Annotated in this window: 23 protein-coding genes and 1 riboswitch; of the genes, 4 read left to right on the top strand and 19 right to left on the bottom strand. The window is 44.3% G+C overall.

Features of this window, described 5'->3' with window-relative positions:
* Positions 1 to 170 precede the first annotated feature (170 nt).
* From HMPREF0240_RS09635 to HMPREF0240_RS09595, 9 genes are all read right to left on the bottom strand, one after another.
* Positions 171 to 1,352, bottom strand: coding sequence for a phosphopentomutase (locus HMPREF0240_RS09635; protein ID WP_009003250.1), 1,182 nt, complete (start codon positions 1,350 to 1,352; stop codon positions 171 to 173).
* A gap of 38 nt (positions 1,353 to 1,390) precedes the next feature.
* Entirely contained in the window at positions 1,391 to 1,804 is a 414-nt protein-coding gene (cdd, locus tag HMPREF0240_RS09630) for a cytidine deaminase (protein WP_009003249.1), read from the bottom strand.
* Between the two features lie 68 nt (positions 1,805 to 1,872).
* Positions 1,873 to 2,664, bottom strand: coding sequence for a uridine phosphorylase (gene udp / locus HMPREF0240_RS09625; RefSeq protein WP_009003248.1), 792 nt, complete (start codon positions 2,662 to 2,664; stop codon positions 1,873 to 1,875).
* A 49-nt stretch (positions 2,665 to 2,713) separates the two neighbouring features.
* Positions 2,714 to 3,904 carry a diguanylate cyclase gene (locus HMPREF0240_RS23425; protein ID WP_009003247.1) on the bottom strand — a complete coding sequence of 397 codons (1,191 nt, stop codon included), beginning with the start codon at positions 3,902 to 3,904 and terminating at the stop codon, positions 2,714 to 2,716.
* Positions 3,905 to 4,197: 293 nt separating this feature from the next.
* A complete protein-coding gene (locus tag HMPREF0240_RS09615; RefSeq protein WP_009003246.1) occupies positions 4,198 to 6,699 on the bottom strand; it encodes an FtsX-like permease family protein in 2,502 nt (833 codons plus the stop codon).
* Entirely contained in the window at positions 6,686 to 7,381 is a 696-nt protein-coding gene (locus HMPREF0240_RS09610) for an ABC transporter ATP-binding protein (RefSeq protein WP_009003245.1), read from the bottom strand. Before HMPREF0240_RS09610 ends, HMPREF0240_RS09615 begins: the two co-directional genes overlap by 14 nt.
* A gap of 96 nt (positions 7,382 to 7,477) precedes the next feature.
* Positions 7,478 to 8,398 (bottom strand): HAMP domain-containing sensor histidine kinase, encoded by a 921-nt coding sequence (locus HMPREF0240_RS09605; RefSeq protein ID WP_009003244.1) that lies wholly within the window; start codon positions 8,396 to 8,398, stop codon positions 7,478 to 7,480.
* Positions 8,386 to 9,054 carry a response regulator transcription factor gene (locus HMPREF0240_RS09600; protein WP_009003243.1) on the bottom strand — a complete coding sequence of 223 codons (669 nt, stop codon included), beginning with the start codon at positions 9,052 to 9,054 and terminating at the stop codon, positions 8,386 to 8,388. The genes HMPREF0240_RS09605 and HMPREF0240_RS09600 overlap by 13 nt, the downstream gene beginning before the upstream one ends.
* Positions 9,055 to 9,123: 69 nt before the next feature.
* Positions 9,124 to 9,468 carry a hypothetical protein gene (locus tag HMPREF0240_RS09595; RefSeq protein WP_050794518.1) on the bottom strand — a complete coding sequence of 115 codons (345 nt, stop codon included), beginning with the start codon at positions 9,466 to 9,468 and terminating at the stop codon, positions 9,124 to 9,126.
* 293 nt (positions 9,469 to 9,761) lie between these two features.
* Here HMPREF0240_RS09595 and HMPREF0240_RS09590 point away from each other — a divergent pair, with 293 nt between their 5' ends.
* The 3 genes from HMPREF0240_RS09590 to HMPREF0240_RS09575 all read left to right on the top strand — a co-directional run bounded on the left by HMPREF0240_RS09590 (position 9,762) and on the right by HMPREF0240_RS09575 (position 11,860).
* Complete coding sequence (locus HMPREF0240_RS09590) at positions 9,762 to 10,352, top strand: redoxin domain-containing protein (protein ID WP_009003241.1); 591 nt, start codon at positions 9,762 to 9,764, stop codon at positions 10,350 to 10,352.
* Between the two features lie 327 nt (positions 10,353 to 10,679).
* The gene (locus tag HMPREF0240_RS09580; protein WP_009003239.1) at positions 10,680 to 10,925 is read left to right on the top strand and encodes a helix-turn-helix transcriptional regulator; all 246 of its coding nucleotides are present in this window, start codon (positions 10,680 to 10,682) and stop codon (positions 10,923 to 10,925) included.
* Between the two features lie 164 nt (positions 10,926 to 11,089).
* Entirely contained in the window at positions 11,090 to 11,860 is a 771-nt protein-coding gene (locus tag HMPREF0240_RS09575) for an AIM24 family protein (protein ID WP_035312874.1), read from the top strand.
* A gap of 228 nt (positions 11,861 to 12,088) precedes the next feature.
* Here the strand turns inward: HMPREF0240_RS09575 and dhaK are convergent, their stop codons facing one another.
* From dhaK to rpsB, 7 genes are all read right to left on the bottom strand, one after another.
* Entirely contained in the window at positions 12,089 to 13,849 is a 1,761-nt protein-coding gene (dhaK, locus tag HMPREF0240_RS23875) for a dihydroxyacetone kinase subunit DhaK (protein WP_009003238.1), read from the bottom strand.
* Positions 13,846 to 15,018 carry a glycerol dehydrogenase gene (locus HMPREF0240_RS09565; protein WP_009003237.1) on the bottom strand — a complete coding sequence of 391 codons (1,173 nt, stop codon included), beginning with the start codon at positions 15,016 to 15,018 and terminating at the stop codon, positions 13,846 to 13,848. The genes dhaK and HMPREF0240_RS09565 overlap by 4 nt, the downstream gene beginning before the upstream one ends.
* Before the next feature lie 143 nt (positions 15,019 to 15,161).
* Positions 15,162 to 16,190, bottom strand: coding sequence for a PocR ligand-binding domain-containing protein (locus HMPREF0240_RS09560; RefSeq protein WP_035312973.1), 1,029 nt, complete (start codon positions 16,188 to 16,190; stop codon positions 15,162 to 15,164).
* A 208-nt stretch (positions 16,191 to 16,398) separates the two neighbouring features.
* Complete coding sequence (locus tag HMPREF0240_RS24290) at positions 16,399 to 16,542, bottom strand: hypothetical protein (protein ID WP_157134233.1); 144 nt, start codon at positions 16,540 to 16,542, stop codon at positions 16,399 to 16,401.
* A 164-nt stretch (positions 16,543 to 16,706) separates the two neighbouring features.
* A riboswitch (purine riboswitch) is annotated at positions 16,707 to 16,803 on the bottom strand.
* Positions 16,804 to 16,950: 147 nt separating this feature from the next.
* On the bottom strand, positions 16,951 to 18,378 hold the full coding sequence (gene glnA, locus HMPREF0240_RS09555; RefSeq protein WP_009003235.1) for a type I glutamate--ammonia ligase: 1,428 nt from the start codon (positions 18,376 to 18,378) through the stop codon (positions 16,951 to 16,953).
* Between the two features lie 299 nt (positions 18,379 to 18,677).
* Positions 18,678 to 19,601 carry a translation elongation factor Ts gene (gene tsf, locus HMPREF0240_RS09550; protein WP_347462582.1) on the bottom strand — a complete coding sequence of 308 codons (924 nt, stop codon included), beginning with the start codon at positions 19,599 to 19,601 and terminating at the stop codon, positions 18,678 to 18,680.
* Between the two features lie 85 nt (positions 19,602 to 19,686).
* Positions 19,687 to 20,445, bottom strand: a complete 759-nt coding sequence (gene rpsB, locus HMPREF0240_RS09545) for a 30S ribosomal protein S2 (RefSeq protein ID WP_009003233.1) — start codon at positions 20,443 to 20,445, stop codon at positions 19,687 to 19,689.
* A gap of 288 nt (positions 20,446 to 20,733) precedes the next feature.
* On the opposite strand from rpsB, the gene HMPREF0240_RS09540 reads away from it, so the two are divergent.
* The gene (locus tag HMPREF0240_RS09540) at positions 20,734 to 21,102 is read left to right on the top strand and encodes a VOC family protein (protein ID WP_009003232.1); all 369 of its coding nucleotides are present in this window, start codon (positions 20,734 to 20,736) and stop codon (positions 21,100 to 21,102) included.
* A gap of 34 nt (positions 21,103 to 21,136) precedes the next feature.
* Here HMPREF0240_RS09540 and HMPREF0240_RS09535 read toward each other — a convergent pair whose 3' ends face one another.
* The 3 genes from HMPREF0240_RS09535 to HMPREF0240_RS23420 form a co-directional block, all read right to left on the bottom strand.
* Positions 21,137 to 22,600: an IS1182 family transposase gene (locus HMPREF0240_RS09535; RefSeq protein WP_009003231.1), complete on the bottom strand. Its 1,464-nt coding sequence runs from the start codon at positions 22,598 to 22,600 to the stop codon at positions 21,137 to 21,139.
* A gap of 146 nt (positions 22,601 to 22,746) precedes the next feature.
* Entirely contained in the window at positions 22,747 to 23,889 is a 1,143-nt protein-coding gene (locus tag HMPREF0240_RS09530) for an NlpC/P60 family protein (protein WP_035312872.1), read from the bottom strand.
* Positions 23,890 to 24,200: 311 nt separating this feature from the next.
* Complete coding sequence (locus tag HMPREF0240_RS23420) at positions 24,201 to 25,355, bottom strand: NlpC/P60 family protein (RefSeq protein WP_198137782.1); 1,155 nt, start codon at positions 25,353 to 25,355, stop codon at positions 24,201 to 24,203.
* Between the last annotated feature and the right edge of the window lie 123 nt (positions 25,356 to 25,478).

The following is a 25,478-nucleotide window of genomic DNA, read 5'->3' as shown; positions in this document are numbered from 1 at the left end:
TGCTTGCCGCAGTTGGCCCGAATGCCAATGCATTCGCGCCGCCGGCGGCAACAGAATTTGCCTGGTAAGGCAAATTCTGCCCTTCATAGTCCCTGTTTTTTCTCTAACGGGTTCTAACCGCGCACTCTATGGACTTAGAAATGGCGTCCCCATACCCGCCACACTCCCGCTTACAACAAAGCATCCCCTATGGTTCCTTCCGGCATTTTTATGCCGAAGTTTTTGGTGATTGTCGCTCCGATTACCGCGAAGGTGTCTGCCTCCGGCAGTTCTCCGCCTTCGTCCATGGATTTGGAATAGGCCAGGAAGGGGACTTTTTCTCTTGTGTGGTCTGTTCCTGTATAGGTCGGGTCATTTCCATGGTCGGCTGTTATGATCAGCAGATCGTTTTCTCTCAGCTTTTCCATCAGAATGCCCAGTTTTTCATCAAACCGCTCCAGCTCTTGTGCATAGCCCCGGGGATCTCTTCGATGGCCCCATAAGGCATCAAAATCTACCAGGTTTACGAAACACAGGCCTTTGAAGTTTTCATGTTCTGCCATATCGATGGTCTGTTCCATTCCGTGGACGGAGCTTTTGGATTTCAGCGCTTTTGTGATGCCCTGTCCTGCAAAAATATCATTTATCTTTCCGATGGATATGACGTCCAGGCCGTTTTCCTTCAAGGCATCCAGTGCGGTCTTTCCGAATGGCTTTACGGCGTAATCATGCCGGTTGCTTGTTCTTTTGAACTCCCCCTTTTTCTTTCCCACATAAGGTCTTGCAATGACCCGTCCGACCTTCCATTCATCTCTCATGGTCAGTTCCCTGGCAATCTCGCAGCAGCGGTACAGTTCCTTCAGGTCAAAGGTCTCCTCATTACCGCAGATCTGGAGTACGGAATCTGCAGATGTATAGACAATCATATGCCCGGTTGCAATCTCTTCCTCCGCAAGCTCATCCAGTATTACCGTTCCGCTCTCGCTTTTGTTTCCGATGACCTTGTGGCCGGTTCGTTTCTCCAGCTCTTCGATCAGCTCTTTTGGAAAACCTGTCTCTGTAAAAGTAATAAATGGTTTCTCTGTCTTAAGTCCCATGATTTCCCAATGGCCGGTCATGGTATCTTTTCCTCTGCTGCATTCATTCAGCTTTGTATAATATGCCAGTGGATGCCGGACAGGAGAAACCTGTGCAAGGGGATGCAGGTTCCCAATCCCAAGCTTCTGCAGGTTTGGGATATGAAACTGTTCCACGCTCCGGGAAATATGTCCCAGCGTATCCGCGCCTGCATCATGGTATTCTGCGGCATCATCCGCTGCTCCCACTCCCAGTGAATCTACAACGATTACGAAAATCCTTTGGTATCTGTCCATAGTTTCCCCCTTTTCTGTTCTCTGTTTTTTTCTCTATTCTATGCAAGATTTGCTGGACCGAATCCCATGGGCAGCATTTCTTTCAGAGAATGGATTTCATAATGCTCCACATCCTTCGCCAATATAATCTGAAACTGAGCCGGACGGCAGAATTCCATCATTACCTGACGGCATACACCACAGGGAGATGTCAGATCTGTCAGAATACCATCCTTTCCTCCCACTATGCAGATTGCCTGAAATTCTTTTACCCCTTCACTTACAGCCTTAAAAAATGCTGTTCTCTCTGCACAACAGCTGGGGGAATACGCCGCATTTTCAACATTACAGCCCTGGTAAATCCGGCCGTCTTCAGTCAGAAGGGCAGCTCCTACTCTGAAGCCGGAATAGGGTGCATATGCACGTCCCATTGCCTCAATCGCCTGTTCAATTAATTCCTTCACCGGCAGCATCTCATATCACGCTCCTTTTATCATCATGCACCACGCTTTTTTTAATGAATCTTTATATCGCAATCGTTTTATACTTGTTCCTTCTCTCCCTGTTCCTCTTTTATCAGCTCTTTTACAGCTTCCACCGCCACACGGATTGCGGCGTCCGTATCGTGGACAATCGGATTCTCCAGGCCCTGCTTTGCCCTCTCCTGATTTGCCATAACGAGGAATACGGAACCTGCCCTCACCTTCAAATAGGATGCCACAATAAACAGCGCAGCGGACTCCATTTCTGACGCCTTGCAGCCCAGTTTCACCCAGGCATCCCATTTTTCCGTCAGTTCATATCCCACAGGCTTCGTTTCCGGCGAATGCTGTCCATAAAATGAATCTTTGCACTGTACCACACCAACATGACTGGTCTTTCCGAGTCTTTTGGCTGCCTTCACGAGTGCATTCGTCACACCGAAGTCCGGCACTGCCGGAAATTCTATGGGAGCATATTCTTTGCTTGTCCCCTCCATACGGATTGCACCGTTCGCAATAACAAGATCTCCGCTTTTTACGTCGATATCCATTCCCCCGCTGGTTCCGATCCGGATAAATGTATCTGCACCGGCCATTACCAGCTCTTCCATCGCAATCGCCGCAGACGGACCACCGATTCCGGTAGATGTCACACTTACTTTTACACCGTCCAGTGCTCCTGTGTAGGTGACATATTCTCTGCTATCAGCTATCAGCACCGGATTTTCCAGATATCTGGCAATAAATGCGCATCGTTTTGGATCACCGGGCATAATAACATACCTTCCAACATCCCCGGGTCCAATCTGGAGGTGATATAACTTTTCCTCATTTTCTGAATAATTGATCATAATTTTATGCCCCTTCCTATTTTTTATATGCTTTACATTTTACAGTTTTTTATGAATTCTCCTGCACATCTCCTCCGCAATAATGACAGATACAGTCTCTTCCCGCATTTTTAGCATCGTACAATGCCTGATCTGCAAATTTCAGCGCAGCCTCGAAACTGCCCAGTTCCTGAAGCCTACCGCTCCACACACCGATACTGACGCTTACCCTTTGGTTTCTGGTATCTGTTCTTGGGAGCCCGGCTTCCTCAATCCTCCGCTGAAGCTCTCGGGCGCGGTCTCTTTCCTCAGGATTTTCAAAGAACTTCAGCGCCAGGAATTCTTCACCGCCGTACCGTACCGCAATCATCCCATTCTCCTGACAGTATTTTCTGATCACAGCAGACACCTGTCTCAGGCAGTCGTCTCCCTTTAAGTGACCGTAAATATCGTTATACTGTTTAAAATAGTCAATATCAATCATCAGAAAAACTGCCTGCATCCGGCTGTTTTGATATGCTTCATAGAGTCCAAGCACATGCTCCATCAGATACCGCCGGTTATACAGGCCCGTCAGCTGATCCGTACAGGCCATCCTGTTCAGCTTGGCATTTGCCTTCTCTATTTCCCTGTACTGCTGGGCAATCGTCTCCCCGTCACGGTACGTTACTGCCATATTTTGATAACTTCTGATAGAAATAAATAATGCCAGAATTGTTGTAAATGTACTGTTGATCAGATCCGCCGTAAAATTGGGCGTTTGAAAGAAAGCAAGCATACCCGTCAGAGCACCCCAGGAAAGCCCGAATATCAAAAGGCTTTCCTGGGGAGGCTGAAGCATAACAGCCGCCAGTGTTGGCACCATATAACAGTAGATTACAATCCCCATACCGCTTCCCTTATCCAGCAAAGTCATGCCGATAACCCATGAATATAGGATTACGACATATAGTCTGCGGATCCACAGATAAGCATTGTACCGCTTCTTCTTTACCAGAAAGACATGAAGCGGAATAATAGAAACTGTCGCAGTAAACAGCATGGCATACATAAAAAAATATCTGGCAGATACAGAATCAGCAAAAGGCCCTCCTGCTTTACATGCTGAAACCAACATCATGCAAAGCTGAGTGCCTGCCACTATCGCCGCAATATTCCGTTCTGTCTTGTACACCCGTTTCGGAAAATACTCACGGAAGCCCTGTTTCTGGGCCATTGTCAGTATTGGCCCGGACTTTTTAAAAAATCTGCCAGCCTTCATCCGTCTGTCCCCATGAACTTCATCTTTATTATATCTATTGTATAAATTTTATGATCACATTATAACATGAATCAAAGATTCATGTCATCATTCACTGTTCGGAAAATGTGCAGGCACGCTTTCCTCACTAACGCTCATTATATCATGAATCAAAGATTCATGATCGCCATTCGCCGTTCGGAAAATGTGCAGGCACGCTTTCCTCACTAACGCTCATTATATCATAAATTTTTTATTTATTACAAATTTAAAACAGCAATGCAGATTATAGCTTAAACATGAGTACAATGTTCCTATTCAAATCCCCTGATTCTTTCCACCACAGACCCCTTTTTAGCCAGAAAATATCTTGCCCCCAATGGAATCTCTATACACACCAGAATAATAAAAATTGTCATACCGAGCACAGGCAGTACCGGAACTGAAAATGCTATATTTCGATAGTTCATTGACTGATAAAGCCAGTACGTAATCTCGGTTCCCACGGTTGCTGCCAGCAGCAGCGAACAACCCGCAAATAAAATACCCTCCAGCATCAGCATTTTCGTAACCTGTCTCTCTGTCATCCCCACACTTTCCAGAATTGCCAGCTCTACCTGACGGCTCTGTATGTTTCCTGTAACCGTATTCAGATAATTCAAAAGCCCGATGAATGCCAGAATCAGGACGATTCCGATCCCCACTTCCATCATATTTCCCTGCGCTTTTTTTACCATCTCCATCTCTTCTATTTTAGATTCCCATGAAAAATCTTCAGCATAGGTATCCGCCTGCAGCAGCGCAAACATGTCCTCCTCCGCTTTCTGGTCGAATTCCTCTTCATACCGGATGCCCGTTTTATACACAAATGCATTGGGGATAAAATCCTCTGCCACACGGTCGCTTACAATAATTGTCGGTGGATAGCCAATCAATGCACCCGCATAATATGTCTCACCGGTCAGTCCTGCGATCTCAAATGTGCGGGAATTCTGTACATTTGCATACTCCGCACAGGTCACCTTCTTTCCCTGCAGATCGCTTATCTTAAATTCCATACCATTCAGATACAAAATACATGTTTTTCCATTTAAAAATGACTCTTTGTCCACCTGAGATTGTAATGTACTGTTCAGATAGTCAAATTCTGCATCATCAATGCCGACAAGAAAAGAGCCAAAATTTTCAGGATGTGCTTTGTATTCTTCTATGTCATCCTCATAAGGGATTGTCATCCACATTTCATAGAATTCCCGCATCCAGATATCGGTAAAATCCGGTTCCCAGGGAACAATAATTTCTGCACTCAGCATCGGCGTTACCGCTTTTACCGCAGGATTTCCCCTGATTTTATCCAGAAGTACTTCATCCAAAATCTGCGTCCATTCTTCCCGGTCCTCCTTTTTTAGTGTATCATTCTTAATCACCAGATCCATATCCATAAAGTTTGATACGATCGTTCTGGCCCCCTGGCTTTCAATCAGGGTAATCATACACAGAAAAACCGACAATCCCGCCGCCAGAGACAAAATCACAAGGGTTGATTTTTTCTTATCCTTTGTGAGCTGGTCCTTTGCCATCCTCCACAGCAGTCTGCCTTTTCCGGTTCTGCGGATACTTTTCCTTCCCCCGGCAGGCCGGTATCCAAGCGCTTCCACCGGTGATACAGATACTGCCATTTTAGCGGGCTTGCGGCTCCCAATACGGACCGTCAGCCCTGTAAACAATATCGTCAAAAGAAAGACTGCCGGGTGGAATGCCACGGTGATATCTCCTGCCTTTGCGGATCTTATTCCCAGAGACTTTACAACCGTAGGAATAAGGAAAAATGAAACTCCGCTCCCAAGCAGCATCCCGCCCGCAGTTCCCACGGTACCGATAAACAGCATCTGCTTCTGCATTAGTTTATATATCTGCCTCCCCGTCATTCCCACAGTCTGCAGAAGTCCGTAGTACCGGATATTTCCTGATACGGAAAGATACATAATGTTATAGATCAGAAGATATGCGCACAGGCAGGTAATCAGGATCAGCCCTGCCATCCCGGCGAGCAGGCCGAACGAATGTCCCGAATCTGCCAGAAAAAACAGTCTCTGCTGTTTTTCCAGATGCATGCTCTCTATAAAGGTATCCTGCTCTTTCTGTGTCATAATTTTCTTTTTAAAGTCTAAGTGATAGCGCCCTGAGGAAACACTCGACAGCTCCTGTCCCGACTGCTTATAAAACGCCTCTGATACAAAAAATGCTTTTTTGCTTCCAAACCCGTCCCACATGCCCGAAATACGGAATTTTTTAGTGTACTCCCCCAGTGCATCCCCATATTTGAACGTAATGGAGTCTCCCACAGACAGATCTTCCATTTTGCACTCCTTCAGCGCCTCTTTCGTCACCATGATCTCGTCCGCTTCCTGTGGATACTGCCCCTCCTGCAGTTCAATTGCAGGCTTTTTCATTGTATTCCAGTACGTATCATCAGCCCAGAGAAGTCCTACATTGGGCGTATTGTCTGCTTCTGTCTCTATAACATATCCTGCCACCGCCATAACGCCTGCTGCTGTGATGTCCGGATTATTTTCACACAATTCCTGCTGTGCTGGTGTAACGCCATACATAATAGCATCATATTCTGCGCCATTTAACCTCATATCCTGAACGCGCTGCATTTTAAAATAAGTAGTCCCCACCGTAAGCACGGAAAACAGCATGAATGATGAAAGCATAACCGCCGCAATCATGATGATGCTCCTGCTTTTGCTGCTCCGGAGAGAACGTTTTGCAAGTCTGGAGACCACCTGCTGATTATTATTTGCCAGCATACGTATCCCTCTCTTTCACAATCAGTCCGTCCTCTATATGCACGATACGGTCTGCCATCTGTGCTACATCATTGTCGTGAGTAATCAGAATAATTGTCTGCTGAAATTCTCTGGCAACGATTTTCAGAAGTCCCATCACGTCATGGCTCGTTGCTGTATCCAGATTACCGGTCAGTTCATCTGCAAGAATAATTGCAGGTTTTGCGGCAATGGCCCTCGCGATGGCCGTACGCTGCTGCTGCCCGCCTGAGAGGGTACCCGGAAGCGCTTCCCGCTTTCCGTCCAGCTGCAGCAGGTCCAGAATCTCATCCACAAATGGCTTATCAATTCTCCTTCCGTCCAGCTCAATTGGCAGTACCACATTTTCATACACGTTCAGATCCGGCACCAGATTATAGCTTTGGAATACAAATCCCGCCTTTCTTCGCCGGAAAACAGCCAGCTGCTCCTTATTCATTTTTCCCAGATTTTTTCCGTCTACATACACTTCCCCGCCAGTGGGCACGTCCAGGCCCCCTATCATATGAAGCAGCGTACTTTTTCCACTTCCAGATTTGCCGATAATTGCTACAAACTCCTGCTCCCTCACACAAAAGTCTACGCCGTCCAGCGCCTTTACTGTGTGATCCCCCAATTGATAATACTTCTTCAGGCCTCTTGTTTCTACTATCCAGGATTCCATCTGCCTGCCTCCTTCTTTTTTGATAATACAAGCATAACTCACATATATCACAAACCTGTCTCAGCGCCCTATTATCACAAAAGTGTGATTTTCTGCTCAGTTATTTGGCAGAAAAATCCGAAAATCCGAACCCCGGCCGTGCTCGGAGAGCACCTCTATATATCCGTTCTGAAGTTCAATAATCTTCCTCGCCAGATACAGGCCGATGCCGATTCCATCCTGTTCACGTACCTCCGGCTCCCGATAAAACCTGGTAAATATCTGTGCCTGCCGTTCTGCGGGGATTCCCCTGCCATTATCCCTGATGCTTATTTGGGTAAAGATGTCCTGGGCCGACACTTTGATACGGACTTCTCCGCCTTTTGGGGTATACTTGACAGCGTTGTCCAGAATATTAAAAATAGCTTCCTCCGTCCACTTTTCATCATGTGATATGCCGATATCCTCCCCGCATTCCACAAAGAGGCTGATCTGTTTTCCTGATGCTGATGGAACAACAGCTTCCACGGCTCTCCCCAGGGTATACCTCAAATCTGTATCTTTTTTCTGAATCCGGATGACACCGGCCTCCAAACGGGACATTTTAACAAGGCTTTGCAATAGAAAATCCAGCCTGTTTGTCTGTCCTTCCAGATTTTTGAGAAAGCCTCTTGCATGATCCGACATAGCCTCCTGGCTCAGAATTTCCAGATATACCTTCTGGTTGGCGATCGGAGTTTTCGTCTGGTGAGAAATATCTGAAATCAATTCCTTGATTTCTTTCTTTTCCTTTATACTCTTCTGCTCTTTTCTTTCCCATATATGCGCTGTTCTGAGCAGCTTCGCATTTACTTTTCCCCACAGGGAATCTTCTGTTTCTCCCATGCTGATCATTTCTTTTCCGGATATGATGTTGTCCAGGTTTTCTTCCAGATGCTCAGCAAACTGATAGACTTCTTTCTTCATGCGCCACATCTTCCACGCCATAACAGCGGCCAGCACTGAGGCACATATTGCTAATATGATTAATCCAGCCATTGATATCCCATCCCATATACGTTTGAAATATATTTGTGTTCCTCATCTTCAATCTTTCTCCGCAGCCGGTTTACATTGACTGCAAGTGCATGTTTGTCCACAAACTGCCCGCCACTGTCCCACAGCCGTTCCAGCAGTACGTCATACGTTAAAAGCTGGCCGCCATGGGTGATAAACTCCTGCAGCAGTCTGAATTCGGTGGGTGTAACCGCACATTCCTGCCCATTCACCTCTACCCTTGCTTTTGCAGGATCAATTTTCAGAAAGCCATCATACCACGGCCGGCTGCCCGCATCCCCTGACCGCTTTAATATGACATCTATCTTTTTCAGCAGAATTTTCATGGAAAAGGGCTTAGTCACATAATCATCCGCCCCCAGTTCATAGCCCAGCAGTGCATCCTCTTCCATGTCCCTTGCAGTGAGAAACAGCACCGGTATATTATGGCGCTCCTTCACCCATACGCAGAAAGAAAAGCCTTCCCCATCCGGTAGATTCACATCCAACAAGACAAGCCGGACCTCATTCTGCAGGTATACTTCCTTTGCTTCCTCTATTGAATGTGCCGCATTTACAGCATATCCCTCTTTTTCCAGGATATAGCAGATGCCCTTGTTTAACTCCCAGTTATCTTCAACTATTAATATTCTCTGCATTTTAGACCTCGTTTTCTGGCTGTATTTATTATAAGTTCGTTTAGATAGTACTATATTATCATAAAAAAATCATAAATCCTCCATCGGAAAATCACAGTATTGTGATTTTCCGATGGAGGACCAAGCACAGGTCAGATTCTCTCCCACATTACACATGTACTTAAACCAGAGCCCCCACATCATATCTTTTTCTACCTTATACGGAATATCGCATCGCTCCATCAGTTCTCTGACCGCCTGTACACGTTCTGTATGCACTTCATTTTCCGCTTCTCCAAAATATATTTTGCCCCAGTAAGGATCAAAGTCGGCCCTGCCGTTTTTCATAACAATGGACATTCTCATATAAGAATAAAGCACATGCTCCCAACCGTAAACTGCCGCTACAGTTTCTTCGCTCTCTACACCGTTCATCACGCAGAGTATCTGTGTCTTGGCGCAAAAAACACCCCCATTGCTCCAAGTCCGATCAGTACCACATTCTTTATCTTCATCTGAAACGCCTCCTTTTTATTCCTTAATCAATACTATATATGCGGTTTTCATGAAAATCAAGCATTTGACGCTAATATTTCCGGGCACGCCCGTTTTCTGTCAATCTACTTTTTACAGCTATTTCCATACAATGCTTGACACTCCATTCTGTAACTGCTATTATTACAGTATAAACTGTATTTCTTTTCATTACAGAAGGAGGTGAAAATGCCATGAGAAAAAGAAGCACGGTCTTAACCGTCCTGTTATGTACAGTATTCCTGCTGACAGCATGCCAGCGCCCTGCTGAACCGGCAGACAAAGTAACCGATGCAGATTCTAAAACAGATACTGCCGGTTTTGAGAATATCAAAGTCCGGACACTGGACGGAACCGACACCGATATGAACAGTATCCTTAACAATGCAGAGCTTACGGTTTTCAATATCTGGGAGCCCGCCTGCAGCTCCTGCAAAAGTGAAATGGAAGTCCTTGCGCAGCTTGGAGACCAATATTCCGGCAAAGGCGTTCAGATCATAGGGATCGTCAAAGGGGTTGCCCAAAAGAATGACGAAGAGGCTCTGGCCGTGATTTCAGAGACCGGTGCGAATTATATCCAGCTGCAGGATTCCGAAGCACTCGAAAAGATGCTGCCCGGCCTCTATGAAGAAACTCCGTCAACACTTCTTTACAGCAGAAATAAAAAACAGCTTGGAACAGTATACGCAGGGGCCCGTGATCAGGACTTCTGGGGAAAAGAACTTGAAAAATATCACAGTAAAATCTGCGAAAATGACCACCCTGCAGATTGCGCTGTCGGGTGAACGCCCTGGTAGCAGCAGGATGCTGCTTTATACAAACCTCCGGACCAATGCCGGCTTCATCGGCTTTTGTGCGGAGGTTTTCTCCTCCTCCAGTGTTTTCTTCTCTTCCTACTTCCATATTTGTACACAGGTGCTTTATAAAGAATGTTCAGCTTCACTAATCAATATTATTGTTCATAAACTTGTAACAATTTATAAACAGAAAACTTACGCAAAATAAATGATTTGTTACCCTTATGTAACAATAAGGCACCTTATATTTAACAGTCACTTCTAAAATGTTATTATTGTCCTACTTTAATATTTACAAATAATGAGGAATAAGAGATGATGAGTAACAAAATTGGCTGTAAGATAAGAGCACTGAGGAAAATGAATTACCTGACCCAGGAACAAATGGCTAAAAAATTAAATATGACACGACAAACACTGTCCAACTATGAATTAGGCAAACGGATCCCCGATATTTTTGAACTTATACGAATAGCAGATTTGTTTCAAATTTCATTAGATGAAATCGTGGGAAGAAACCCGAATAATCTCAAAAACAAGGACTGCGGTTTGAGGCCGTAGTCTTTTCTTGTGTAATATTCAAAACCAGCTTGTTAAAAATACTGATATACGGTATTGTAAATATAGTAACTCTAATTAAGTATACCTCGTTTTTTGAAGTGTAGGAGTACATATGTTTTTCAAATTACGAAAGGTAGTTTCAATCACACAAGGAGGGTAAAACTATGTTCCGAATTTCAAATTTTACAGACAACGATGATGTTAAGACGCTGGCTTCATCAGGTCCCTTTACCGTAATCGAATATGAACGTGATTTAAGCGTTACTCCTGGCGATGCGCAGACCGCCTATTTCTGCAGTGCTATGAATGTACGGAAACGCCAGGTTGTCTGTGATCTCAGTAAAGCTAATATTACAGTGCAGGCTGGGGCTATGCAGTGGAGCGTAGGAAATGTTAATGCTACTACCGGCCTCAAAGGAGTCGGCGATTTATTTGGAAAAGCTGTACGCGGTAAGGTGACCGGTGAATCGGCTATAAAGCCGGAATATAAAGGAGATGGCATCTTGGTACTGGAGCCCACATATCGTCACATTCTTCTTTTAAATCTCGAGGATTGGAACGGTTCGGTTGTACTGGACGACGGTCTGTTCCTGGCGTGCGATGCAAAGCTGCAGCATAAAGCAGTAATGCGCTCCAACATATCTTCAGCGGTTGCAGGTGGCGAAGGTCTGTTTAATCTTGGAATCGCAGGAAAAGGCATGCTGTGTCTGGAATCTTTATGCCCCCGTGAAGAACTGGTAGAAATCACCCTTGATAACGACATACTGAAAGTAGATGGAAATATGGCAATTGCCTGGAGCGGCAGCCTGGACTTCACTGTTGAGCGTTCCGGTAAAACACTGCTCGGTTCAGCCGCTTCTGGTGAAGGTCTGGTCAACGTATATAAGGGCACAGGAAAAGTATTGCTTGCCCCTGTAGACAGCCCGGCTGTTTAAACAAAGAATGGAATCTCGCCCTTGCCCGGCTTGGAGATAAAATGGTACAGATGCAGATGCCGGATTAACTTTCCGGACTGAATGCAGAATACCCGAAAGCGGACCGGAGAACGTGAACATCCCCGGACATATAAAGATCCCCGGAGCGCCCATTATTCAGGGCCACTCCGGGGATTTAATTCTTTTATAATATCAATACTGACGCTGCATTCTTTCTCAGGAAAGGATTTACCCAATACTGACAGAATCCGCCAGTTCTGTAAAAATAACACCCAGCGCATAGGCCCCTGCATCGGGATACCCAAGGCTGCGCTCTCCTACCGTTCCTGCACGTCCCATCCGGGCTACAACTGTCTCGGTTGCTTTTGCTCCTTCGACCGCCGCCTGTGCGCCTGCCGCAAAGGCCTCCGCTACACTTTTTCCATCCTCTGCACAACGGGTCCATGCATCTGCACACGGAACCAGGGCATCTATCAGTGTCTTATCTCCTACAACTGCGCCACGTCCGAAGGACCGTTCTCCTGTATTCTGAATTCCTTTTACCGCTGCCTGCAGCATATCGGCAAATCCCGTTACTGTTAACGCCTTCTTTTCACCGGCCGATTTTCCTGCTGCCCGGAAAGCGGAGCCCCAGATTGGACCCGAAGCGCCGCCGCAATGTTCCATAATAATGTAAGAGCAGCCATGAAGAAATGTCCCTATATCTCTTGCTTCATTTTCAATCAATTCCTTCCATTCCTGCTTCAGCTGTTTAAAACCTTTCGCAACGCTCATTCCGAAATCACCGTCACCTGCATGTGAATCCAGTTCGCAGAAAGGCACTTCATTTTCTATAATGCATGCGCTCATCCGATCCACCAGATAGATCAGGTTATCCAGAGAAATCTCATCTGCTTTCATTCCCGCATGTCTGCAGTCAGTAGTTATACCGTCAGCCAGTTCACTGTGCTCTTCGTATTTCATACATCTGTCTGCATACGGAATGCTTTCTACCGGACCATACACAGGAAATGCCGGGGCATCACTTTTACTGTCTATCAGCCCCTTCAGCTCCTCATCCATCTTCATAAGGGATATAGATGCGCCCGCCATATCAATACTGGTCATATAGTTTCCTGCAAAAGTCCTATATATCCTGATTCCCTTTTTACTCAGTACCTTAGCCGCCGCATTCGTCAGAACATACAGCTCCTGAAGGGGAGTACCTCCAAATCCGTTGATCAGCAGTGTCACTTCTTCTCCGTCAGCAGCTTTGAGTTCTCCTGCAAGCGCGCCGATCATCCTCTCTGCCAGCTCATCGGCGCTTAGTGCCGCTTCCCTGCGTATCCCCGGTTCCCCGTGAATCCCGACTCCATACTCCATTTCTCCTGCCCCTATCTCAAAGGTCGGAGTCCCCTTTGCCGGGACAGTACAGGAGGTGAAAGCAAAGCCGATGCTTTTTACATTGGCGGCCGCATGCTGTGCCGCTTTTTTTACTTCCGGCAGATCCAGACCTCTTTCCGCAGCTGCACCGGCTGCCTTATGTACAAGAACCGCCCCCGCAACGCCTCTGCGCCCCACGGTATAAAGACTGTCCTGTACAGCAATGTCGTCTTCCACCTTTACATAGTCCACAGTCAGGCCATCCTCTTCGGCAAGGGCTGCGCCATTTTTAAAGTTCATGATGTCACCGCTGTAATTTTTAATAATCATCAGGGTGCCTTTTTCACTGGCCGTCCCGCGCAGCGCCTGATAGACCTGAATCTGGGAGGGGGAGGCAAAAATATCCCCGCAGACAGCCGCATCCAGCATTCCTCTGCCCACGAAACCGGCATGGGCCGGCTCATGGCCGCTTCCGCCCCCGCTGATCAGGCTGACTTTCTTTTTATTGATTGTTCTTTTTTTCAGAATCTTGTATTTAGGGACAAATTCTATCTGCGGATAGGCCACGGCAATCCCGTTGCACATCTCAGGGACAAGCATCTCGGGGCTGTTCATAATCTTTTTCATAGATTCAGCCCCTTTCCGCCTTCTCTGCATGCATTAAAGGAGGCCTTTCGTGTATGATTTCTGCCCATTGAGTCCGCAGTCTTTATGGCTGCCATCACACTTTCCACGGTCACAGGGAATGGCATCGCATAGATAGATTCCTCAGGAATGCAGGACTTTTCTGCTACCTGACGCAATTCTTCATCCGTAACATTTTCTACTCCAATATCCTCCAGACAGACCGGAAGGCCAACAGCACTGCAGAATTCCAGTACTTCCTGCATTTCTTCTTCCGGCGCGTTTTCCAGCGCAAGCTGTGCCAGTGTACCAAATGCCACTTTTTCACCATGGTAGTACCTGTGAGTTCCTTCTAAAATTGTCAGTCCGTCATGAATTGCATGAGCAGCCGCAAGGCCGCCGCTCTCAAATCCGATACCGGAGAGCAGGATATTTGTCTCAATAATGGTTTCAAGAGCCGGTGTAACCACATGATTTTCGCAGGCAATTTTTGCTTTTATACCATCTGACAGCAGGTTTTCATAACAAAGTTCTGCCATGGCAAAAGCCGCCTTTGTGCCTCTCGCTTCCGGACATGTACCTTCTCTTACACCGCATGGGAGGCCCGCATTCACTTTTGTACAGGACTGTACATTCGCTCTTGCTTCAAAATATGTAGACAAAGCATCACCCATACCGGCTACGAGAAATCTAACCGGAGCATTTGCAATCACTGTTGTATCGATTAGAATTACACTCGGACTCTGCTTGAAATATGCATAATCATCGAACCCGCCATCCGGTGTATACAAAACTGCCGAATGGCTGGTTGGGGCATCTGTTGCCGCAATTGTAGGTACAATAATGAGATTTTCTCCCTGAGCCACACATTTTGCAGTATCAATCGCTTTCCCGCCGCCCAGGCCTATCGTACAGCTGCAGCCTTTTTCTACTGCCAGATTTGAAAGTCTGACAGTCTCCTGCCGGGTACACTCTCCGTTGAAATGACTCTCCACAAAAGTTACATCAAATTTCTCCGCTGTCTTCTCAAGCTTTTCCTTCACACGTTTCACATCATCCGGGTGTGCGATCAGCAGAGCTGATGTTCCGAATGTTCTAACAAAATATCCCAGATTTAAAATCTCGTCTTCCCCCTGAACATATTTTGTAGGGCAGATAAATGCTTTCCTCATGGTAAAACCTCCTTTAATCTTTGCTTCTTTCTGCATTTATCTTAGCAATATTTTAAGGTTTTGCCATTGAGCGGTAATGACAGGAAATTGCAATTTCACATGGTAATTTTATGATGTTTTTTAAGAAATAGTAACATTATGACCTATGGCAGCCGCAGATAAGACCTGTAAGCGGCAGGCGTCATTCCCACAAACTTTTTAAATATTTTAATAAAATATCCAGCCTCATTGAAGCCCAGCGCATCACTGATTTCATACACTGATTTATCCGTAGTCTCCAGCATAGCCTTTGCCCACTCCACTTTCAGCCTTGCGTTGAAGCTAGAAAAGCTTTCTCCAACTTCTTTAGAAAACAGGCGGCTCAGATGGCTCGTACTGACATTGCAGTATTCTGCCATCTCTGACAATGAAGGCGATTCGTTTCTGTGGGAAGCGATATAAGAAAACACATCCAGTATAATCGGATTGGCTGTATCCGAATGCCTGAGAAGTGCATTTTCATCCACGGCTTTCCTCTCTGTATATCTCTGGCTGCCACCCTTTTCGCTCTTTCCTCCAAAAATCAGCTCATTCGGAAATTCATCCATAATGCCATGTACTTTGCAGGCTGTTTCATACATTTCAATAATCTGGCTTTTATGTATCGACTCCGTTACCATATAATTGACTAAATAATAAAACATTTTTGCAATAACAAGGATACGGTCATATGACAGCCTTGGAATCTTCTCATAATCTTCCAGAAGCTGTTGTTTTCTTTCCTCCACATATTTTCTGTTAGCAGGCACATATATCTGCTCCATAGCCCTTTCGCTCCCCTCATCTCCAAGAAGGCGGACCTGTCCTGCCATAATTGCTCCGATGTACTGTTCTTTTACTATAATAGGAATTGCTACATCGATAATTGAAAAATAACATTTGTAGATATAAGGCTTATTGGTACGGACTGCCTCCAGCCCGCCTCTGGCGTCACACTTCTGGCAGTACTGTCCCAGTACCTCGTCCTCCCTGACTTTGCGGCAGAATCCACAGCAGCCGCTGTGCTTCGTCATTGGACGGCCTTTATAATCTACCGTTATAATGGCCATTTCAGTAATATCTGACAGTGAGTTCTGCACAATCTCCCCCTGTTCCAAATTTAATATATTGCTCAGATCCATCCATTTTTCCATCTGCAAAGCCTCCGTAGTCATTATATTTCATTCCTTTTGTGCAGGATATCACCAGCAGCCGATGCGGATGATAACTCATTTCATTCAAAAGGAACCGCGTACAATCAGGATAATATACTTGCCACCTGACTTAAACCTAACTGTTATATTATATCATAAACCCATATTATCTGTATAACAAGCGCCTGAGTTCTTTATATATTTTCAGTCAGAGAGTATCTCTGTCAGCCTGTGGCTTAACTGGGATACACAGCATGACTGGGGGTGCCTTTTCTTCATCAATCCCGGTCAGCCTTCCATCTTTTACTACCATCTTTCCGTTAATAACAGTGTAGTTTACCGCACCTTTCATAGTTCCTCCTAAAATATAATTTATCAATATGGAAACTGCATACTTAACAGATCAGAAAATTGAGGACTACCAGTGTCCTTTCATACTGAGAACATTCATTGACTGGTACAATGGCTGTTCATAACGGGAATAAAAAAACTGCCTTAAATAATTGAGCAAATCTCTGTCGATAGACAAAAACCTGTAGTCAACTATTATGGCAGTTGGTAGAAACGTTCATCCAGATTATGAACTTATACAAGCATATGCAATTGATTATCTAAATATAAATTATTGTGATATAAATGTCAATATATTTCTTTAGCAAAATATATCTTTGTACTAAGTGCACAAAATTCGAAGTCAGATCTTGTAAAATCTATGATTCATTCATTTCTCATTAGTCGTTTCCAGTAAAATAAAAGCATATTATAAATCATAATATTTTTCAAATTCTGCCGGATGCGGTATCTGTGATATCTCCAGACTTTCTTTCCTCTTACGTTTCAGCCAGATCTGAATCAGCCTTTGTGGAAATACGCCTCCCGCTGTCAGATAGTCATGGTCAGACTCCAGAGCGTCCAGCGCCTCATCCAGAGTTTTTGGAAGTGACTGAATCTTCGCCTTTTCTTCCTCCGGCAGGTCATATAAATTACAGTCGAAGGGTCCCCATCCATATGCCGTAGGATCGATCTGGTTCCTGATGCCGTCCAGACCTGCCATTAGAATTGCAGCGTAAGCATAATATGGATTTGCTGTTGCATCCGGATTCCTCAGTTCAAAACGTTTGGCTTTCGGAGTCTTTGCATAGGCAGGAATACGAATAACTGCGCTGCGGTTCGAGGTTGCATAACCAATCGTAACCGGAGCTTCATATCCCGGAACAAGCCTTTTGAAGGAATTGGTAGAAGGATTGGTAAACGCGCAAAGGGATGCAATATGCTTCAGAAGCCCGCCGATAAAATAGTGCGCAGTGGTACTCAAGCCGGAATATCCATTCTCGTCATAAAATATCGGCTCCTGATCCTTCATAAGGAGCATGTGCACATGCATTCCGTTTCCTGCTTCTTTGTGGATTGGTTTGGGCATAAAGGTTGCGGTCTTGCCTTCCTGTACAGCAGCATTTTTGATAATATATTTTATAATCATCGTCTTATCGGCCATATCAACCATATTCCCCAGTTCCACTTCAATCTCCATCTGCCCGGATCCGCCCACTTCATGATGATGATATTTTACATCTATCCCCCAGTCCTCCATGTACATGCACATCTTACTTCTTAAGCTGTAAGCGATGTCGTGAGGTGCTGTGATATGATATCCACCGCCTTTTGGCACCTGGAAGCCGGCATTTAAAGGCCCTTCTTTTCCGCTGTTCCAGGAAGCCTGCCTGGTATCCACAGTAAAAGAGGTCTTTTGCGGTTCTGCCATGTAACTTACATTATCAAATAAATGGAATTCAAACTCCGGTCCGATCAGCATCTCATCTGCAATTCCTTCTGATCTCATATACTCTATTGCACGCAGGCTTACATTTCTTGGGTACTGATCAAAGGGGGTGTTCTCCTTCCCTATCACACATACGTTTCCGCACATGGTCATTGTCGGAACCTCGGTAAATGGATCAACAACTGCAGTTGCCGGATCAGGAATGAATACCATATCGCTCTTCTCGACCGGTGCATATCCGTAGTTGGAACCATCAAACCCGATGCCATACACAAATATGTCATCATCAAAACGTTCAACAGGGATTGTAATATGGCGCCACCTTCCGTCTAAGTCCGTCATCTTGAAATCAATCATTCTGATTCCCTTCTCATTGCATACCTTTCTGATATCCGTGCTGTTTAACATGTTATACCTCCAGTTAATAAATTTGTTTTTCCTGAACCTTGTCCCAGAAATTGTTCAGGTTACGTACCCTGACTCTTGATATTATTTCCATTTTATCATGTTTCACAGACAATATCTATGAAAACCTTCATATTAGAAACTGTGCTCTTTTAATCTAGCGAGCAGTTTTTACATAATCAATCTCAATTTTATTTTTATATTTTCACCTCATATTCCACAAATCACAAACCCCCTGTAAATGACGTAATCACGCCATTTACAGGGGGTTCTATATTCTAAACATTTAAACAAAGCTGGTCTTATTGACCCATCTGAGCAGCTACTTCTGCAGCAAAGTCTTCATTTTTCTTTTCAAGGCCTTCACCAGTCTCAAAACGTATAAATCTCTTAACTGATACATTCGCATTGTTTTCTTTTGCTATTTTCTCTACATATTTAGCAACAGTCAGGTCGCTGTCCTGTACATATACCTGATCTAACAGACATACTTCTTTTAATTCTTTGTTCAGACGTCCAATGATCATTTTCTCGATGATATTTTCCGGTTTCTCCGGATTTTCCTTCTTCGCCTGAGCTAACAGGATTTCTTTCTCGTGATCCATGTATTCCTGAGAAACTTCTGCACGGGATACATACTTCGGATACATAGCTGCAACCTGCATTGCTACATTCTTCAGGCATGCTCTGATTTCGTCATTTACAACATCAGCATCAGCCTCTACGAGTACACCAATACGTCCGCCGCCGTGGATGTAAGATACTACACATCCATCTGTAACAACCTTTTCAAATCTTCTGATGTTCAGGTTCTCACCGATCACTGCAACTTTTTCTACGAGAGCGTCTTTTACAGTCTTTGTTGTATCTTCTGCCCATGCTTCAGCCATGAATGCATCTATGTCTGCTGCATCTGTATCTGCTGCCTGATTGACTACTGCTTCTACGAATGACTGGAAATCAGCATTCTTTGCAACGAAGTCTGTCTCAGAGTTTACTTCAACGATTGCTGCTACTTTATCATCTTTAACAACAGTTTTTACGATACCCTCAGCTGCGATTCTTCCTGCTTTCTTCTCAGCTTTAGCCTGTCCGTTCTTTCTCAGGTATTCAACTGCTGCATCCATATCTCCATTAGTCTCTGTCAGAGCTTTTTTGCAGTCCATCATTCCTGCGCCTGTCATTTCTCTTAATTCTTTTACCATTCCTGCTGTAATTGCCATGATTCATTCCTCCATTATTCATATTTGATTACATATTCTAAAAATGCTTCAACCTGTATCCACAGGCTGAAGCATCCCAAGTCCATAATTACTCTGCTTCTACAGTCTCTTCAGCTACTGCTTCTTCTGCAGCTTCTTCATAATATACTTCTTCAGCACCTGTCGCGCCCTGATTAGCCTCAATTACTGCATCAGCCATCTTGGAAACGATTAATTTAACAGCTCTGATCGCATCATCATTACCCGGAATTACAAAATCAAGTTCTTCAGGATCACAGTTTGTATCACAAATACCGATCAGCGGAATTCCCAGTGTGTGAGCTTCCTGAACACAGATTCTTTCTTTCTTCGGGTCTACAATAAAGATTGCGTCAGGGATTCTCTTCATTTCTTTGATACCGCCCAGGTTCTTCTCTAACTTAGCCCATTCTTTTTTCAGTTCAATTACTTCTTTCTTAGGAAGTACGTCAAATGTTCCGTCTTCGGACATTCTCTCAATATCTTTTAAACGCTGAACTCTGCTCTGAATTGTCTTGAAGTTTGTCAGCATACCGCCGAGCCATCTTTCATTAACGTAGAACATTCCACAACGCTCTGATTCTGTCTTAATTGCATCCTGTGCCTGTTTCTTAGTTCCTACAAACAGGATTGTGCCGCCCTCAGCTGCGATATCTGCAACAGCCTGGTAAGCATCATCAACCATTCCTACAGATTTCTGTAAGTCAATGATGTAAATGCCATTTCTCTCTGTGTAGATGTACGGAGCCATTTTAGGGTTCCATCTTCTTGTCTGATGTCCAAAATGAACACCTGCTTCTAAAAGTTGTTTCATTGAAATAACGCTCATGTTTCTTCCTCCATTTGGTTTTTACCTTCCGCATGTTTTTACTCTTCTTTGAGACCGTTCTGTATTGATCAGACTTAGGCACCGTCAAAGATATCCGCATGCGTGTTTTTTTGCAACGGTTGTAGTATAACATAGAAAATACTGGAATGCAAGGCTTTTCTGTTGCATCTTGTCTGTGGTATGCTAAAGATATATTAAATGAGGTATACTGATTAAATCACCTGTTAATAGCACAGTATATTATAACTCATTTTTGTATAACTTACATAATATAGGGAGGTAATAGTTATGAAATTTACATTTGCACACAATAATTTAAATGTCTATGATTTACAGAAGTCTCTTGCTTTTTACGAGGAAGCACTTGGACTCAAACCTGTTAGTACAAAGGATGCCAAAGACGGAAGTTTTACGCTTGTATATCTGGGAGATGATACTACACCGCATCTACTGGAGCTCACCTGGCTTCGCGATATGAACAGGCCTTATGAACTGGGAGACAATGAAGTTCACCTTGCCTTTAGAGTTGATGATTATGACGCCGCATTTGCCAAACACAAAAAAATGGGCTGCGTCTGCCACGAAAACGCGGAAATGGGCATTTACTTTATCGAGGATCCAGACGGATACTGGCTGGAAATTGTTCCAGGAAAATAAGAAGATGAAAAAAAGGAATCCAAATCGGATTCCTTCAGACTGTAGACAAAATGGTTTCAGGGGCTATACCCTGAAACCATTTTGCTGTAATATCTCTAATTATGAAAACCATCTTTCTATAAAATAATGTATTAAGGGAGTTGTATTTCGCTCCCCATTTTTTCCGCCATTTCCATATCGCCATTTTCTTTAAATTCATGCACGCAAACAGGAGGTTTAGCTCCATGTTTATCTTGGCTATCCCTCGGTATTGCGTATAACGCATTCCATGCTTTTCTTTTGCATCGGCAAAGACTCGTTCAATTGTCTGCTTTCTCTGCTGATAGATTTCTTTTATTCCTTTGGTGTGACGGATCTCTTCTACCTGCTCCATATAGTTTTCCCAGACATGCCTTGTAATTACTTTTACATGATCTTTGCTTCCGGTACACTGACTTTGATATGGGCAGTCTTTACATTTCTTGCCGTCACTTTTGTATTCACGGTATCCCTCTCGATTTGTTGTTCGATAAGTCAATACCTGATGATTTGGGCATAAGTAACAATCATAATATTCATCATAAACATACTCATATTTCTTGAAAAACCCTTTTTTGGTCATTGGACGTTTGTAAGGCATGACCGGTATTTTCTTATCCTCGATTAACTGTCTGGCAATGGCTGGTATCTTATATCCGGCATCCAGTACGTAATAGGTTGCACCTTCAATTATCTTCATCCGTTTATAGAGTTCCCAGAAAGAGGTACTGTCATGAACATTTCCAGCAGTGACTGTGAAGTCCAGAATATAATTATTTTTGTCACAACAGGTATTGGCAGAATACGCAAACACCTGCTTATGCTCTCCTTTATGAAACCAACCGCTGTCTGGGTCGGTCGTACTGACTTTTCTTTTTCCTTCTTCTGGAAGTACTTCTTTTTCCTTGTGTGGCTTTTTACCGTGAGCTTCCCGATCTTTTTTGATTTCTTCCTGCAACTCTTTTTCGTAATGGCGTGCCTCCTTCAAAAAGACCTGCTCTTCGTATTTATGGGAATTAGCATTTGCCTTGATGTGGGTTCCATCAATAAATACTTGTTCCATATCTAAAAATCCGCAGGCGTCGACTTCTGCAAGTACGCGGACAAATATTTTCTCGAATAATCCAGTTCCTTCAAAACGTCTGGAATAGTTCTTTCCGTAAGTAGAAAAGTGAGGAATCGATTCGTACATTCCATAACCCAGAAACCAGCGATAAGCAATATTTACTTCAATTTCCCGGATTGCCTGACGCATGGAAGGGATGCCAAAAATGTACTGCAGCATTGCGATTTTTACCAGGACAACGGGATCAATACTTTCACGGCCAAAGTCACTATATAACTCTTTTACTTCATCATAGATGAAACTAAAATCCATTGCATCCTCTATCTTACGAACAAGATGATTTTTAGGAACTAGTTCCTCTAAACTGACGATTTCCATTTGAGAACGTTCGGAATAATCCTTTTTCCCCATCATTGCCTGGCACCTGCCTTTTCTTTTGTAATTAATTTAATTATACCATTTAATATATGCAGAGAAAAGAAAAAGACAACCGCCCCCTTAGGAGGCTAGTTGTCTACAGCCTGAAGGAATCCAAATCGGATTCCTTTTTATATTCTCTCTTACCAGTATCTTACATATACAGAAGCGCGTACAGAACTTACACAAATTGTAGTTCCTGGCTGCTGTGCTTCTATCATCTGTCCATTACCTATGTAAATTGCTACATGCCCTGGAGTCCATGCAATATCTCCCGGCTGGGGATCGCTGACTCTTTGTCCGCCGTAAAGCTGATCTGTATCGACACGGCCGATTGAAATACCAGCCTGTGCGTGGCACCACTGCGTCAGTCCTGAACAGTCAAGCCCTACATATGGTGTTGTACCGCCCCATACATAAGGAACACCAATCTGGGTCCATGCCGCGTTTACGATTGTCTGAGCTGCCGATGTATTTCCTGCACTGCCGCCATTGCCGCCTGGATTGGACGGAGTCTCCGGTGTGCTTGGCGTATCCGGTGTACTTGGTGTATTCGGATTACTTGGTGTGGACTCACCACCATTGTTGGTGCCTCCACCGTTATTACCGCCGCCATTGTTCGCGTTCTCGTTCTTTGCAGCTTCCTGTGCTATCCGCTGTCTCTCGCGTTCTTCTTCCGCAGCTTTTCTTGCAGCTTCCTGGATCTGGGCATCAAGATCCTCAACCTCAGCACTCTTACTCTCGATGGTAACACTCAGTTCTGTCTGCTGAGCTTCATATTCAGTCTGCATATCTTCCAGCTTGTTCATGTCTTCTTCCAGTGTAGTTTTCAGTTCTTTTACTTCATTCACTGTATCGACATATTCATTGAGCATGTTACGGTCATAACTATGTACTTTTTGAACATATTCTGCCTGGCTTAGCATCTCTGCAATGCTTCCTGAACTTAATATACGCTCCATTGCCGAGCCATCGCCCTCTTCATACATATATTTAATACGAAGCTTCATATCTTCGTACTGCTGTTTTTCCTTTGCTTCTGCTTCTTCAAGCTGCGCCTCTGCCTTGGTGATCTCCTCACCCTTTGTGATCAGCTGATTCTGCAGGTCTGTCATCTTTGACATCAGTGTTGATAACTGTGACTGAAGACTGCTCACTTCATTCTCCGCCGCTTTTTTCTGATCTTCCAGGCTTGATGCGTTTGGCGCTGCAAACACAGGTACGGCTATCATGGAACATGTCAGAGCGGTTGCCACGAACATATTACGTACTCTTTTCATTTTCATTAATTTCTTCACCTATCCTTATTTTTTTATTATCTATGTCCCCACATATATTTCTTACTATACAATATTCTGCAGCAATTTTCAACAGGATATATAGAAAAAATTCACAATATAGCTGGAAAATAATTGTAATTTGCACTCTCAAGTAAAAATTTGCATATCCCACTGTCATTAAGAAAGAGACTCCAGTACCCGAATTTGCAAGTATTAAAAGAAATGTCGAGGAAAAGCTAAAAACCCCCAGTGCGAAACACTGGGGATTCTTTTTATCTTACTATAACTGAACATTTTGTTTTAAGCAGGAGTCTGCTCTAACGACGTACATAAATCATACCGCCCTGTACTGGTCCGACTATAACGCCTATGCCATAATCTGCTGCATGAATCATCTGACCGCCGCCTATGTATATACCGCAATGTGTGGCATTCACACACACATCTCCGGGCTGTGGGTCACTCACTTGAGGCCATGTAAGGAAAGTAAAGGTATTTCCCAGACGGCTGTACGATCCGGTCAGGCAATAACTGACGAAGCCTGAACAGTCGAAAACGCCTTCTCTGCATGCGCCCATTTCATATTCTGCAATGTTAACCCAACTGTATGCCCGGTCTACAATCGCATTTCCTGTAGAAACATCGTAGTTTGGTTCGGGCGGGCCTGGATTGCTGTTATCCTGTGTATTATTATCATCTGTCGGTACATTCTGTGGCGGCTGTTGTGTGTCACTTCCCCCGCCTGAACCCGGATCACTTACCGTACCTGAACCTGGGCCACTGTTTTGACCTCCATTTGTTCCCGGCTGCGCAGCAGCTTCATTCTTCTTGGCAGCTGCCTCCTGCTGTTTCTTCTGTTGTTCCAGTGCAGCTCTCGCTGCCTCCTGAATCATCGAATCCAGATTACTAATCTCCGCCTGCTTGCCATTAAGCACGGTGGTCAATTCTGTTGACTGTGATTGATACTGTTTTTCCAGATCCTGAAGATTTGTCATATCATTTTCCAGTGTTGTCTCCAGAGTCTTTATCTCTTCTACCGTGTTCGCATATTCCTGAAGCATATTGCGGTCGTATGCATGAACCTTCTCTATATACTCCGCTTCACTAAGCAGATCTGCGATACTTCCTGAACTTAATATTCTTTCCAGTGCTGTACCGTCTCCTTCTTCATACATATACCTAATACGCAGCTTCATATCCTCGTACTGCTGTGCTTCCTTTTCCTTCGCTGTTACAAGATCCGCTTTTGCTTGTGATATCTCCTGGCCCTTTGTTACCAACTGCCCTTCCAGGTCGTTCAACGTTGACATCAATGTATTCAATTGAGACTGCAGTGAACTAACTTCATTCTGGGCTGCATTCTTCTGTTCCTGCAGACTTGATGCATTCGGTGCCGCTAATACAGGTACAGTCATCATGGAACAGGTCAAAGCGGTAGCAATAAACACATTACGTACTTTTTTATAATTCACAATCAATTCACCCATCCTTATTTTATTTATTATCTATGTCCTCATATATATGTACTGCAGTATCTCTTTCCAGAACCTGCTGCGGCTCGTCCGCAAACTGATCTCTTTCCGGAAATCCCTATA

This window comes from Clostridium sp. D5 (genome assembly GCF_000190355.1).
Classification (GTDB): domain Bacteria; phylum Bacillota; class Clostridia; order Lachnospirales; family Lachnospiraceae; genus Faecalicatena; species Faecalicatena fissicatena_A.
This window is presented reverse-complemented; position numbering and strand designations above follow the sequence as displayed.

Coding starts and splice junctions, on each gene's coding strand:
- rpsB (WP_009003233.1), bottom strand. CDS start 20,445: ATGAGCGTTATTTCAATGAAACAACTTTTAGAAGCAGGTGTTCATTTT.
- HMPREF0240_RS09560 (WP_035312973.1), bottom strand. CDS start 16,190: ATGGAAAAATGGATGGATCTGAGCAATATATTAAATTTGGAACAGGGG.
- HMPREF0240_RS09540 (WP_009003232.1), top strand. CDS start 20,734: ATGAAATTTACATTTGCACACAATAATTTAAATGTCTATGATTTACAG.
- HMPREF0240_RS24290 (WP_157134233.1), bottom strand. CDS start 16,542: ATGAAAGGTGCGGTAAACTACACTGTTATTAACGGAAAGATGGTAGTA.
- glnA (WP_009003235.1), bottom strand. CDS start 18,378: ATGTTAAACAGCACGGATATCAGAAAGGTATGCAATGAGAAGGGAATC.
- udp (WP_009003248.1), bottom strand. CDS start 2,664: ATGATCAATTATTCAGAAAATGAGGAAAAGTTATATCACCTCCAGATT.
- HMPREF0240_RS23425 (WP_009003247.1), bottom strand. CDS start 3,904: ATGAAGGCTGGCAGATTTTTTAAAAAGTCCGGGCCAATACTGACAATG.
- HMPREF0240_RS09530 (WP_035312872.1), bottom strand. CDS start 23,889: ATGAAAATGAAAAGAGTACGTAATATGTTCGTGGCAACCGCTCTGACA.
- HMPREF0240_RS09610 (WP_009003245.1), bottom strand. CDS start 7,381: ATGGAATCCTGGATAGTAGAAACAAGAGGCCTGAAGAAGTATTATCAA.
- cdd (WP_009003249.1), bottom strand. CDS start 1,804: ATGCTGCCGGTGAAGGAATTAATTGAACAGGCGATTGAGGCAATGGGA.
- dhaK (WP_009003238.1), bottom strand. CDS start 13,849: ATGAAAAAGATTATGAACAGCCCCGAGATGCTTGTCCCTGAGATGTGC.
- HMPREF0240_RS09635 (WP_009003250.1), bottom strand. CDS start 1,352: ATGGACAGATACCAAAGGATTTTCGTAATCGTTGTAGATTCACTGGGA.
- HMPREF0240_RS09615 (WP_009003246.1), bottom strand. CDS start 6,699: ATGCTGGCAAATAATAATCAGCAGGTGGTCTCCAGACTTGCAAAACGT.
- HMPREF0240_RS09595 (WP_050794518.1), bottom strand. CDS start 9,468: ATGAACGGTGTAGAGAGCGAAGAAACTGTAGCGGCAGTTTACGGTTGG.
- HMPREF0240_RS09565 (WP_009003237.1), bottom strand. CDS start 15,018: ATGAGGAAAGCATTTATCTGCCCTACAAAATATGTTCAGGGGGAAGAC.
- HMPREF0240_RS09590 (WP_009003241.1), top strand. CDS start 9,762: ATGAGAAAAAGAAGCACGGTCTTAACCGTCCTGTTATGTACAGTATTC.
- HMPREF0240_RS09600 (WP_009003243.1), bottom strand. CDS start 9,054: ATGCAGAGAATATTAATAGTTGAAGATAACTGGGAGTTAAACAAGGGC.
- HMPREF0240_RS09535 (WP_009003231.1), bottom strand. CDS start 22,600: ATGATGGGGAAAAAGGATTATTCCGAACGTTCTCAAATGGAAATCGTC.
- HMPREF0240_RS09605 (WP_009003244.1), bottom strand. CDS start 8,398: ATGGCTGGATTAATCATATTAGCAATATGTGCCTCAGTGCTGGCCGCT.
- HMPREF0240_RS09575 (WP_035312874.1), top strand. CDS start 11,090: ATGTTCCGAATTTCAAATTTTACAGACAACGATGATGTTAAGACGCTG.
- HMPREF0240_RS09580 (WP_009003239.1), top strand. CDS start 10,680: ATGATGAGTAACAAAATTGGCTGTAAGATAAGAGCACTGAGGAAAATG.